Genomic DNA, 13,793 nt, shown 5'->3' on the forward strand with positions numbered 1-13,793 from the left:
TCCGTTCTGTTCTGGTATGCTAAAATAGTTATTTGAGTTTTATAAAAAAATACATTTTCATCAAATATTGTTATCTTTCTTGATGCTGAAATTTGGGCGTGTCCCTCCGGGTCGGGCTATTCGCTGCAAGTCCTCGCACTTCCTTCGTCAGGCTGTGGGCTTTCCACTGCTATCCCTCACGCAAACTACATGACCTGACAAAACACTATTTTTTCATGAATAAAAAACTAGTTCTAAAAATTAAAATTGATTTCACCATTCGCCAGCAATTCCTGATTTTTGATATTCAGACTGTAAAACCTTGCCGCTCTGTGTGAAACATCTTCTTCTTTTTCGTTAGAATCATGTACGATTCCAGTTTGCAGCAGCTTTCTTCTAAAATTCGATTTATTAATTTCGATTCCCAGAATTTCTTCATACAGATTAATCACCTGCAGCAACGTAAATTTTTCCGGCAACAAATTAAATCCAATGGCGCTTTTGCAGATATTCCGGCGTAATTCCTTTAAACTAAAATCCAGTATTATTTTGTGTTTATCATTAAGATCAACAATTTCATTAATGCCAATCCACTTAACATCAGCGTTAAACAAATCATTTTTACTATTATCGCGTTTTACCAAAGCATAATAAGCAATCGAAATATCTTCCTGCAAAGAAGCCGAAGACTGATAACTAAACGCTTTTAACTGCTCTAAGAAAAACTGATCGCCGCCTATATAATTCTTCAGGATATTGTGCGCCGTACTCAATATCGTTTCGCCTTTTTTTATATAATCATTTGCCAGTCCCCAGGTTATATTTCCCTCATTGTCTTGCTGTTTGACCAATAAAACTTTAAGACTATTGTTTTCAAAATTGAATATTACACAATCAATTTCTATTTTGTTTGTAATATATTGTCTGGCGATTTTTCTAACTTTTTCATCTCCCTTTTTCATAGAAAATAAAATTTAAACATATTACTTTTCTTCAACTTAATCTCCTGATCTTCTGATTCCATACGGATCAATGGTAATAATCGAACCATCTTCGAGATAATCGATTTTGGTGACTTTCATGCTTCGCAAATGCGTAACTCCTTTTGACAAACTCGAATCGTGGTAAAACAAATACCATTCATCATTAACCTTACAAATAGAATGATGAGAAGTCCAGCCCACAACCGGATTCAAAATGCGTCCCTGATACGTAAATGGCCCATACGGATTGTCGCCAATGGCATAACAAATAAAATGGGTGTCGCCAGTGGAGTACGAAAAATAATATTTGCCGTTGTATTTATGCATCCACGAAGCTTCAAAAAAGCGGCGGTCGTTATCTCCGGCCAGTAAAATTTCTCCGTTTTCATCCAGGATTTTAATCTCTTTTGGTTCTTCGGCAAATTCGAGCATATCATCGCTAAGCAGCGCTACGATTGGTCCCAAAGCTGGTTCGTTTTGCAATGGTTCCTCAAAATCCGAATCGTATTTATTGTTTCTGTATTTCTGAAGCTGTCCGCCCCAGATTCCGCCAAAATAAATATAGTGCTTTCCATCTGAGTCCTCAAAAACCGCAGGATCAATACTATAACTTCCTTTAATAGCTTCCGGTTCAGGCAAAAACGGTCCAATTGGAGAATCGCTTACCGCCACACCAATCTGGAAAATTCCGTTGGCACGTTTCGCCGGAAAATACAGGTAAAATTTCCCGTTTTTGCAAGCGGCATCCGGCGCCCACATTTGTTTTTCGGCCCAGGCCACATCATCAACATGCAAAGCAACTCCGTTATCAACCGTTTCAGCATTAATGTTTTCCATTGAAAAAACATGATAATCTTCCATTCCAAAATGGTCGCCATTATCGTTAAACGGAATCCCCGCATCGATATCATGCGACGGATAAATATAAATTTTACCATTAAAAACATGCGCCGATGGATCTGCCGTATAAATATGAGAAACCAAAGGCTGAGAAATGGCTTTTTTATTAATTTGCTCGAAATTAATTTGTTCAATACTATCTTCAGGCATAGTGTACTTTTGTTTTATAATAAATAATTAAACTCTTCTTTCTTTTAAATCAGACTCGATCTGCACTTCCATTTGTTTATTGATTTTGTAGAAAAACAATAAAGCAGCACCAATTAAAAAAGGTATTGCAGGAAAAATGCTCACCAGTAATTTGATTCCGTTTATGGCTGTAGCTGTTTGTGTTAAAGCATTTGGCACATAATGAAAATAGCCCAAAAATGAAGTCGTTAAAGCGCCGCCAATACTCAAACCGGCTTTTAAACCCACCATCATTGCCGAAAAAATAATGGCAGTTGCACGACGGTTATTCAGCCATTCTGAATAATCGGCAACATCTGCAATCATCGCCCACAACAGCGGAATCGTTATTCCGTAGAAAAATCCATGTAAAATCTGGGAGAAAAACATAAAGCTGATCGCATTTGCCGGAAAGAAATAAAACGCGATAATAAATAAAGTCGAAATGAATAAAAACAAACCGAAAATATTGCGTTTTCCGTATTTATCCGCCAGGCTTTTAGACAACGTAATTCCAACAATCATAAAGATAATTCCGCCCGCATTAAACAATCCAAAACCGGCAGAAACAGGATCATTTCCAAAATAATTCAATTTCAATGTCGATAAAACATCTAAAATGGGCTGTATAAAAATCGCCAGTTGTTGCTTATCTACATAATTTTCAAAATAATACACATACGAACCGCCTTTCATCGCCAGAGTTATGAATACCAAAGTCGTAAGAGTCAGCATAATAACCCATGGTTTGTTTTTCATTAAATCACTTAAATCTTCCCTGATACTGGATTTTTGTTCCGGTTTGGGAATAATACGTTCTTTTGTGGTTAAAAAAGTAATCAGCAACATAATAGTTCCAATAATCGCCAGAACTGTCATAACCTTTTCGATACCAATGGCTTTGTCTCCGTTTCCGGCACTTTTAATAATGCCCAGCATAAAAACCTGAACAAAGAATTGTGCAAACATTACCGCCACAAAACGATACGCCGACATACTGTTTCTTTCGCCCATATCTCCCGTAATAACACCGCTTAAAGCAGAATACGGTAAATTATTACTGGCATAAAAAAGCAGTAATAAAATATAGGTTACCACCGCGTAAATTACTTTTCCCTGATAAGAAAAATTGGGCGTTGTAAAAGCCAGCAATGCAATCGCACCAAGCGGAATTGCGGTGATTAAAATCCACGGTCTGAATTTTCCCCATTTTGTACTTGTTCTGTCTGCCAAAACACCAATAATCGGGTTGAAAACAAAGGCGGCAATCAAGCCCACTACAAGCATAATTATAGAAGAATGCGCGGGAGATAATCCATAAATATCAGTATAAAAATAAGCCAGATACGTCATTAAAGTCTGGAAAACCAAATTTGCCGCAAGATCTCCCAGACTATAGCCGATTTTTTCCTTAATTGATAATTTTTGTGAAATGTAATTCATTCTTTGTGTGGTTATTTTGGTTAGTTAGCTTGTTAGTTCCTGGCAAGATTTTTAAGTTTTTGTCATTTCGAGGAACGAGAAATCACATCCAGAGAGCACGCACTATGAGGATTCAGCACATGCTATTTCTCGTTCCTCGAATGACAAAACAAAATTAAACAATCGGTTGTGTAAATTTAGATAAAAAAACATATTATGCAAATTTAGTTTACTTAATTTCAGGATTATTTTTAAAAACAACCGATTGTTAATTTATTTTTAATCAAAGTTGATTTTGATTCATTATTCTTCATTCTTTTTTAAATTCAGAATGCTGTCGTAAGCTTTTTTATGTTTTAAATCAGCATCAAATGGAAGCGGATAATTGGTTCTTCCTTTTATAGGCCAGTCGTTTAGCCACGATTGACCGTCATAAACGCCCCAAAAAGTAACGCGGCTTATTTTATCTTTGTGTTTCAAAAATAGTTTAAAAATATCGGCATAACGCTGCGCCAGTTTATCCTGAATAGAATCCGGAAGTTTTTTAGGATACGGATTCATTTTAGCATTTCCTTCAAAATTCTGATTGACATCGGCGCCTTTTAAATCCCACGGATTTGGTAAAACGGTAATATCCAATTCTGTAAAAGCAACCTTCACGCCTAGCGCAGAATACGCCAGAATACTTTTTTCGATTTCTTCCAGCGACGGACTATTTAATTTCCAATGTGCCTGACTTCCAATTCCGTCTACTTTTCCTCCTGCCGCTTTTATTTTTTTAACCAGATTAATGGCGCCTTCTCTTTTTGCAGGATCTTCAAGGTTATAATCGTTATAATATAAATCTGCTTTTGGATCTGCGGCAGCAGCTAATTTAAAAGCATCGACCAGAAAATTTTCTCCAAGTGTATTCGAAAAAACCGATTTTCTCAACGTTCCATCTTCGTTTAAAGCCTCATTTACAACATCCCACGAATTAATTCTGCCTTTGTATTTCGAAACAATTGTCGTGATATGCTCTTTCATAAAAGCTTTCATTTCTGTACTATCCTTGATTTTTTCAATCCAAGGCGCGAGCTGACTGTGCCAAATCAAAGTATGTCCGTGAACAAACATTTTGTTTTTTTCGCCATAAGCCACAAATTTATCTGCCTCAGTAAAATCAAATTTGTCTTTTTGAGGATGTATAAACATCGATTTCATGATGTTTTCTGCCGTAATCGCATTAAATTCCTGGCGGATTAAAGAATCTACTTTTGTATTTTTTTCTTCAATTTGATCTGCACTCAAAGCAGTTCCTATGTGAAAATCATTTTTATAGGCGTCTTTTAACGTGACCGTTTCTTTTTTTGAAGCGCAGCTTACGAACAAGATTGTCGTAATTGCCAGCAAATAAGGGTTAATAAATTTCATATTTTTTTGGTTTATAGTTAATATTTTTTTATTGTTCTTGTTTGTTTTGTCATTTCGATCCCGAGGCTTCGGGAGAGAAATCACACTAGAAACTCCGCATCGAATTGCCAATCTTTGTCGAATCCCACGTGTGATTTCTCGTTCCTCGAAATGACAAAACTGGCTAATTATTCCTTCCTCATACTCTCCGGCGGACCTAAATAAGATTCTAACAATTTGCCGTCTTCTGTTTCAATTACAATTTTCTGAAGAACCAAAGCCGGATCAATGCCGTAGAACTTCAATATATGATTTCCTGCGTTTTGAATTGTATGTGAACTTGTAATCACTTTAATATTATTGGCAACCGAAATATTCCAGTTTTTCTCAGAACTATCTGCGTTGACATTCATTGTTTGAGGCGTTTCTTCATCAAAAGCAATTCCGTATTTCAGTCCGTCGCGAATGGTGAAATTTATGGTTGGCGAAAAATAAGCATGGACTTTTACATTTCCTTTGCTGAAAAAATGAACGTTATATTCGATTCTTGGCGAACTTTCAGAAATCGCAATCGGCTGAATGTTAGAAGGTTTTAATGTCACTCCCGAACCTGTTCTTCCTAAATTCGGAATCACTGTCCATTTTACTGAATCAGAATTTATTACTTTTGAGTAATGATGAGCTTCGATTGAAATGTAGCCGTTATTTTCAACAAATCCCTCAATTTTGCTGTCGTTACTATTGTTAATTTTTGATGTTTCTTTATACTTTTCAGAGCCATTAATTGCAATTCCGGCTTCTGATTTATTTGATAATTTGATAATTTTTGTTTCCGGAATTACATTTGTCTTCGGCTCCTGCCAATTCGTATATCCAATATGCGTTTGCGACATCATATGATTCCACTTTCCATTTGATAATTTCTTGTGATAATAATTCGTGAGCAAACTGTCTTTGGCAAATAATTCTTTTACCTGATTTGCATAAAAATTTGTAGAATCCCTTTGCTGACTCGCGTACAAATGATTTTTGGCCGTTGCAAAATACAATTCATTTAAGTTTGCACTTGCCAAAACCGGGTATAAAACCAATTGATAATAAGCATCTTTGTATTCCGGTTTTAGTTTTTCATTTATAGCATTTGCTTTTTCCGCTAGTTTTTTATAATCCTTTACAACATTCTCCGCTTCGTTATAATTCGTAATACTGTACGTATTGGCATCTAATAATTCAGGTTTTCTGCGGGAATTGTATTTCGTGTATAATTTTAAAATTTCAGCAATTTCTTCCACATTCTGATTCCCGAGATTTTCTTTTGTCCAGTTCACATAATATTCACCTAAATTTTCTGCATTGAATTTCTCCGGATTCCAGGCCATATCTAAGAAAAATTCAGTTGGAAATTCCATTGGTTTTATGTCGCCCACATTTACAATCCAAATTTTATCAACGCCATATTGATACGCCAAATCCATTTGTTCCCAGGTTCTTTCGATCTGGTTCGTGTTAATCCATTTGTAATTTCGGGGTCCGCCAACATAATCAAAATGATAATAAATTCCGTAACCGCCTTTTCTGGGCTTAGCGCCGAGTTCCGGTAATTTCCTGATATTGCCCCAATTATCATCGCACAATAAAAGCGTAATATCATCAGGAACCCGCATTCCTTTATCATAATAATCCTGAACTTCTTTATAAAGTGCCCACATTTGTGGCGTTTCTTCAATTGGCTTTTTGGTAACTTCTGCAATAATATTTCTTTGCGTTTTTACAATATTTTCCAGTAAATCAATCGCCGTACCCTGCGTCATTGGTTCGTCGCCATCGCCACGCATTCCAACTGTTACAATGGTTTCGGTATTTCCCATTCGCTTCATGCCTTCTCTCCAGAACGAAATCAGGTTTTCAGAATTGCTAGTAAAATCCCATTTCCCGTTTGATTTACCCCATTCTGCATGCGCCCGCGTTAAAGGTTCGTGGTGCGAGGTTCCCATTACGATTCCGTATTCATCAGCCAAACCAGCATTTTGAGGATCATCCACATAAAACATTCTTCCCCACATCGATGGCCATAAATAATTGCCTTTCATTCTTAAAATCAGTTCAAAAACCTTATCGTAAAACTTTGCATTAAATCCGCCATAATTCTCAAACGCCCAGCCAGACAATGCCGGCGCTTCATCATTTATAAAAATGCCTCGATATTTTACTTTTGGTTCGCCATTAGAATGAATTCCGGGTAAAACATGCAATTCTGATTTTTTCTGAACCGGAACATCTGCCCAAAAATACCAAGGCGAAACGCCAATCTGATTTGACAAATCATACATTCCGTAAATTGTTCCCCTTTTGTCTGAACCTACAATTACTAAGGCTTTTTTGATTCCTTTAAACGGATTTTTGACAATTTGAGTAGTGAACTTTTCCCATTTTCCTTTCAGATCATTTGCATCGATTTTGCCTTCTTTTGCTAATTGATCTATGATTTCGCTTTTTCCGAGTGTTCCAATAATGACAACATAATCCGTTGTTTCTGGTATTTTACTTATTCTTTTCGGATGAAAACTTGTAACTTTAAAAAGATCATTTTCTAAATGTCCGGCAACGCGTAAAACTCCGGTAAAATCATTTTCGCTTATTAGAATGGAAGCTATTTTTCCTTTTGATGACAAAGGGAAGTTTTCGGCGGAAGCCTTATTTACGACATATTTTTCTCCATTTATGGCATACGATTTTGTGCTTAATCCGAAGAGGAAAAGCAGCAATATGCTGAGTATAAATTGAGATTTTATGTTCATTTTAATTTTTATTAGTTGTATGTGATTTTTAAACACATAGAAACATAGCTTTTCTTTGTGTTGAAAAAAGGCATTTAATTCTAAATAAACGCATAGCTATGTGAAAAATCATATTTCTGAAAACGTCTTAGATCGCAATTTTAAACCTATGTTTCTATGTGTTTAAATAATTATGTTCAACGATTGTGAAAACTTTGTCAAAGTTTCGAAACTTTGACAAAGTTAATCCGTACCGAAACCTGACAGGTTTAACATCAAAGAATATTACAAATCAAGTTTATAAGCAATTCCCATTTCCAATCCTCGTAATTCTGCTAGACCTTTTAATCTTCCTACCAAAGAATATCCCGGATATGTTTCTGTTTTTTCATCAACTGCATGCAGAAATCCATGATCGGGGCGCATTGGGAGACTTATTTTCGTTTTATTCATTAACAGTAATAATTTTTCGACGAGAACTTCCATTTTTGCTTCTCCGTTTAAATGTTCTGATTCTCTGAAAATAATTTCGCTTTCACGGATGGTATTTCGAAGATGTAAAAAGTGAATTCTGTCTCCAAAATCATCAATTATTTTTTCCAGATTATTGTTCGGATTGGCGCCCAAAGAACCTGTGCAATAACACAGCCCGTTTGCATTTAACGGAACAGCTTCAAAAATTGATTTGATATCTTCTTCTGTCGAAACAATTCTCGGCAATCCCAATACCGAAAACGGCGGATCATCCGGATGAATGGCTAATTTGGCGCCTATTTTTTCTGCAATTGGCGCTACTTCTGATAAAAAATAAATCAAATTTTCCCGCAGTTTTTCATTATCAATATTGGTGTAATTATCCAATAAAGAAAGAATTTGTTCCGCCGTAAAATTGATTTTGCTTCCCGGTAATCCCAATAAAACGTTCTTGAAAAGTAAAGCTTTCTCCTCTTCTGAAAGTATATTGCCAAATTTCAACGCATTTTCTTTTTCTTCATCAGAATAATCGTTTTCAGCATTTGGTCTTTTCAGCAAAAAAACATCAAAATACGTAAACGCTTCCTGATTGTATAACAGCGCTTTACTTCCGTCTTCATTAATAAAATTATGATTCGTTCGCACCCAATCCAAGATGGGCATAAAATTATACGTGATGATTTTAATGCCGCATTCTGCCAGATTTTTTAAGCTGATTTTATAGTTTTCAATGTATTGTAAATAATTTCCCGAAGCTCGTTTTATTTCTTCATGAACCGGCAAACTTTCTACGACTGTCCATTCTAAACCTGCGTTTTTGATAATTTCCTGTCTTTCTTTTATGTCTTCAATTGTCCAGATTTCTCCAACGGGAATTTGATGCAAAGCCGTTACAATTCCGGTTGCTCCGGCTTGTTTTATGTCGATCAGCCTTACGTTGTCACTTGGTCCGAACCATCGCATGGTTTGCTGCATTTTTATCATACTGACTACTTTTATTTAATCTCGCAAAGACGCAAAAACGCAAAGTTTTATCCTGAAAAGTTTAAAAATAATTTCTTTACAACTCTGCGACTTTGCGCGCAATTTCATAACCTTTAAAACCCAATACTATTTCCACCATCAACAGGCAAAACGGTTCCGGTTGTATATTTTGATTCGCTCAAGGCGAAATAATAAACGGCATCTGCAATGTCTGATGGTTCTCCCAAAAAGCCCATTGGTGTTCTTCCCAGCACTTTATTTTTTCTTTCGGGATCGTTGTCCAAAGCTGCGGATGACATTTTGGTTTTTATAAATCCCGGAGCAATACAATTGACACGAATTCCGGACGGAGCCAGTTCTGTAGCCATCGCACGCGTCATCGATTCAATGGCGCCTTTGCTTGCCGAATATGCAATTACTTTTGGGATTCCGTATTGTGATGCCATCGAACTAATGTTGATAATACTACCTCCTCCATTTTCTTTCATGTTTTTGATCACTTCACGGCTTACCGTAAAAACACTCAAAAGATTGGTGTGAATTACCGATAGAAAATCAGCATCAGTTACGTCCGGAATTTCTTTTTTTAAATTGATTCCGGCGTTGTTTACCAAAATATCGATCGAACCTTCTTTTGTCAGGTTTTCGATCATTTGGGGAATTCCGTCCAAATCATTCAAATCAAAAATTACCGGAATTGCATTTGGTCCAATTTCCGTGCAGGCGTCTTCTGTTTTTTCTTTTGATCTTCCAATTATATAGGTTTTGATACCGTTATCGCATAGTTTTTTTGCTGTTGCAAAACCCAAACCCGAATTTCCTCCGGTTACAATTGCTGTTTTTGTACTCATATTTTTTTAATTTGAATATTAATTTCCCGGTGCAAAAGGAAATTTTAATGATTTAAAATAGTCTAAAGACTGTGTTGCTTTTTCAACGCCTAAAGGTAATTCCTTTCCTGAATATTGTTGAAAATATAGTAAACAAGCATCCCGCCACCATTTTGATTCTTTATATTGAATTTCCAATAACATCTGCACTTCTTTAAAACGCTCATCATCAACATATTTCTGCGTTTTATTCCAAACGTTTTGCATTGCTGCAACCTGATTTACGCCTTCCTGATATTTTAACGCTAATCCGTTCCAAAGTGTTTGTCCGTTTTTCAATTTATAATCCCACGAAAGATGATGAAACCACAACAAATCCTTTTCAGGACAGGTTTTAGGATTATCAAAAATTTTCTCTGCTTCGGCGGCATATTGCGCTGTGGCATTCGTTCCTGTTTTTGAGCGGTCGAAACCAATCCCGTTTTTATCTGCTTTATGATAATAGGTAGGATTCCATTCCGGACGTGATAAATTCGAAACCCACGGACCCGGACCGTAATGATGTCCCGTATCCATAATATGGTGCAAACCAAGCGGTGTCATATAATTTACAACAGCTTCGCGCGACTGAATCATCATTTCCTTCACCGGTTTTATGAAATTTTCATCGTTCGAAAAAGTACATCGAAGCCATTCCTCCGCAATCGTTTCTGAATCTAAATACGGATTCCACGCCAGTCTTCCAAAGCCGTACCAATTTGCCTGCGCAAAAGGATGTCCGGTCCAGTTTAAATCGTTTCCTATATTCGAAACTCCGGCAATTCCGGTTAGTTTTGTTTTGTTGAGCGAACCGTCAATTACTTTGGCAACGGTGGTTCCTTTTCCTTTTTGATGAGTATCAGATTCTAAAACTTCCTGAAATAATTTAGGCAGAAAAACCAAATGCGTACTAAAACCTAAATATTCCTGCGTAATCTGAAATTCGATCATCAATGGTGTTTTTGGCATTGCACCAAACATGGGATGAAAGGGTTCACGAGGCTGAAAATCAATTGGTCCGTTTTTGACCTGAACAATCACATTTTCCTTAAATTTTCCGTCATACGGAACAAATTCTGCGTAAGCCTGTTTTGCCCTGTCGTTTGCATCATGTTCAGAATATACAAAAGCTCGCCACATAATAATTCCTCCAAATGGCGCAACGGCATCAGCAAGCATATTGGCGCCGTCCACATGATCGCGACTGTAATTTTGAGGTCCGGGCTGCCCTTCTGAATTGGCTTTTACCAAAAAACCACCAAAATCCGGAATTCGTTTGTAAATTTCAGCAGCTTTATTTTTCCACCAATTCATAACTTCAGGATCTTTTGGATCAGCTGTTTTGAGATTTCCAATTTCGATTGGAGCAGAAAATCTTGCCGTTAAATACACTTTGATTCCGTACGGTCGGAAAACATTCGCCAGCGCTTCGACTTTTTCTAAATATTGTGGTGTCAGGATTAAAGCATTTGCATTTACGTTGGTTAAAACCGTTCCGTTAATTCCGATCGAAGCATTTGCGCGGGCATAATCGATATAACGCTGATCAATAAAATCAGGCAGTTTTTGCCAATTCCAAAGCGAAAATCCGGCGTAACCGCGTTCGACAGTCCGGTCTAAATTATCCCAGTGATTTAAGATTCTGATGTTTGTTTTTGGCGCATCTATTATATTCAGGTTTTTAATGGATTTATTGGTCTGAATCAATCTCAGAAAACTATAAACGCCATACAAAACTCCAATATCTTTTTTTCCTGTAATGACAATCTGTTTTTTATTTTTTATCGAAATAGATTTAATAATAAAACCTTCTTCATTAATCTCATCAAAATCTCCGATTTCCTTTTGAATTTCTGTGCTTAGGAATTCTTTAGATCCAATAATGACATTTTTTTCTCCATCAAATTTTGATCGGTTTGGGATTTTCTTTCCCAGCATATTTTCTAATCCTGATTGCAATTCTTCTGAAGCAATTTTTAAAGTTTCTGAATTTCCAAAAACAACAATTCCCTGAATATCAGAAAGATAATCTGAAACCAATTCAGCGTTTGTTTTCTTCTCATATTGCATCCATAACTTATAATTTTTTTGTGCCGAAGCAGAAAAGGAAATAACAAAAAACAAGAATGCCAACCTTAAAAAGGAAGTTCTTTTGTGATTCAGATTAGAGGTTGATAATTTCATGTTTTTATTTTATGCATTAATTATGTAATTAAACAATAATAGAAGTATTTGATAAAATAAGCTCCTAAAAAATACATTATTAAAAATATTACAACAATTGCAATCGGTTGCGTAAAAATATAGTATTGTTATTTAAGAAAAAAATTTTGAGGTGATTTTTTTCAAAATAAAATATGAATTATAGAATTAGAGGAAAGAATTATGACAAATATTTGGTTTTTAATCTGCGCGATCTGCTCAATCTGCGAGCCAATAATTTTCTCGCAGATTTTGCAGATTTAGGAGATTTTTTGCTAAAGCTTAAAAAGATTAATACCTAAAATTTACAAGCGCATCTCTGCACAACGCATATAGTAGAGGCGCACAGCAGTGCGTCTCCCGCAAAGATTAGACATTTGCAAAATATGTATAGGAAATTGTTTTATAAATTCGAAAAAATAGATATGGAATATTGGAACGTAGACGCACTGCTGTGCGCCTCTACGATTATAGGACTGTAAAAATTATTGTTGAATTGGGAATGAATGAAAATAAAATTGTGGGTAAATGAAAATTACAAAGATTTCTTTTTATCTGAAGATTCTCTTGCTAAAACCTCTGTATTTAAGAAGGTTATTTCCTTAACATCTTCACTCGTAACAGATTTCAGGTTTTTTATAATAATCTCTGCAGCGGCTTTTCCCATTTTTTCTGCGGGATGCGTGATGGTTGAAATATTCGGATCGATTATTTCAGAAATGGGGTCGTTATTAAAACCGATAACCGCCATTTCTTCGGGTACTTTTATACCTCTTTTTTTGGCTGTCTGAACGGCGCTAACCGCAATAATATCTCCCGGAGCAAAAAGTCCATCAGGAATGGGTTTCATATCAAATAATTTATTGCTTGCTTTTACACCTTCTTCATACGTAACCGACTTTAAATTAATGATTAAGTCTTCGTCTACCGGTAAATTATGATCTTTTAAAGCTTCGATATAACCTCTTTTTCTTTCGTTGTAAAGGTTTCCAAATTCTGATCCGGCGGTTAAATGCGCAATGCGAATACAGCCTTGCTCGATAAGATGTTTCGTCGCTTTGTATCCTGCTGAATAATTATCAATCACTACTCTGAAAGTATTATAATCTTTGGGAACCCTGTCTACAAAAACCAGTGGAATTTTATTATTGGAGAATTGCTGAAAATGCGTCGTATCTCTTGTTTCCATTGCAAGCGAACAAATTACTCCGCTTACACGATTGCTGTACAACGATTTAGCCATATTTACTTCTTCATGATACGAATCGTGGGATTGCATAATGATAACGGAATAATCAGATTTTTGAGCTGTGATTTCGATACCGCTAATTAAGGAGGATAAAAACGGCTGGGTTACGGTTGGAATTAAAACTCCAATTGTTTTGGTTTTATTTCCACGTAAGCCCGCGGCCAGAGTATTGGGAACAAAACCCATTTCTTCGGCAGCTTTCTTCACTTTCTTTATCGTTTTATCACTTATGGTATGATGATCTTTTAAAGCTCGTGATATTGTTGATGTGGCCAGATTTAGCCTTTCAGCAATATCATAGATCGTTACGTGTTTATTCTCTTCCATGAAATAAAAATATGAGATGTAAATATAAGCTATTTTGCAACAAATTGTTCTCTTATAAAATTCCTCC

The 13,793-nt window shown here is 36.1% G+C and carries 9 protein-coding genes; all 9 read right to left on the bottom strand.

What is annotated here, in order from left to right:
- Nucleotides 1-233: 233 nt before the first annotated feature.
- The 9 genes from AC3QL1_RS17260 to AC3QL1_RS17300 all read right to left on the bottom strand — a co-directional run bounded on the left by AC3QL1_RS17260 (nt 234) and on the right by AC3QL1_RS17300 (nt 13,726).
- Nucleotides 234-941, bottom strand: a complete 708-nt coding sequence (locus AC3QL1_RS17260) for an NUDIX hydrolase (RefSeq protein ID WP_492493319.1) — start codon at nt 939-941, stop codon at nt 234-236.
- Between the two features lie 36 nt (nt 942-977).
- Nucleotides 978-2,012, bottom strand: a complete 1,035-nt coding sequence (locus tag AC3QL1_RS17265; RefSeq protein WP_492493321.1) for a glycoside hydrolase family 43 protein — start codon at nt 2,010-2,012, stop codon at nt 978-980.
- A gap of 27 nt (nt 2,013-2,039) precedes the next feature.
- Nucleotides 2,040-3,473 carry an MFS transporter gene (locus AC3QL1_RS17270; protein ID WP_492493323.1) on the bottom strand — a complete coding sequence of 478 codons (1,434 nt, stop codon included), beginning with the start codon at nt 3,471-3,473 and terminating at the stop codon, nt 2,040-2,042.
- 282 nt (nt 3,474-3,755) lie between these two features.
- Nucleotides 3,756-4,865: an endo-1,4-beta-xylanase gene (locus tag AC3QL1_RS17275; RefSeq protein WP_492493324.1), complete on the bottom strand. Its 1,110-nt coding sequence runs from the start codon at nt 4,863-4,865 to the stop codon at nt 3,756-3,758.
- Nucleotides 4,866-5,032: 167 nt separating this feature from the next.
- Entirely contained in the window at nt 5,033-7,642 is a 2,610-nt protein-coding gene (locus tag AC3QL1_RS17280) for a glycosyl hydrolase 115 family protein (RefSeq protein ID WP_492493326.1), read from the bottom strand.
- A 264-nt stretch (nt 7,643-7,906) separates the two neighbouring features.
- On the bottom strand, nt 7,907-9,070 hold the full coding sequence (gene uxuA, locus AC3QL1_RS17285) for a mannonate dehydratase (protein WP_492497585.1): 1,164 nt from the start codon (nt 9,068-9,070) through the stop codon (nt 7,907-7,909).
- A 122-nt stretch (nt 9,071-9,192) separates the two neighbouring features.
- Nucleotides 9,193-9,930, bottom strand: coding sequence for an SDR family NAD(P)-dependent oxidoreductase (locus tag AC3QL1_RS17290; protein WP_492493328.1), 738 nt, complete (start codon nt 9,928-9,930; stop codon nt 9,193-9,195).
- Nucleotides 9,931-9,948: 18 nt separating this feature from the next.
- Nucleotides 9,949-12,132: an alpha-glucuronidase family glycosyl hydrolase gene (locus AC3QL1_RS17295; RefSeq protein WP_492493330.1), complete on the bottom strand. Its 2,184-nt coding sequence runs from the start codon at nt 12,130-12,132 to the stop codon at nt 9,949-9,951.
- 553 nt (nt 12,133-12,685) lie between these two features.
- Nucleotides 12,686-13,726: a LacI family DNA-binding transcriptional regulator gene (locus tag AC3QL1_RS17300; protein ID WP_492493332.1), complete on the bottom strand. Its 1,041-nt coding sequence runs from the start codon at nt 13,724-13,726 to the stop codon at nt 12,686-12,688.
- Nucleotides 13,727-13,793: the final 67 nt, after the last annotated feature.

Source organism: Flavobacterium sp. GW823-FHT04A11, from assembly GCF_058796535.1.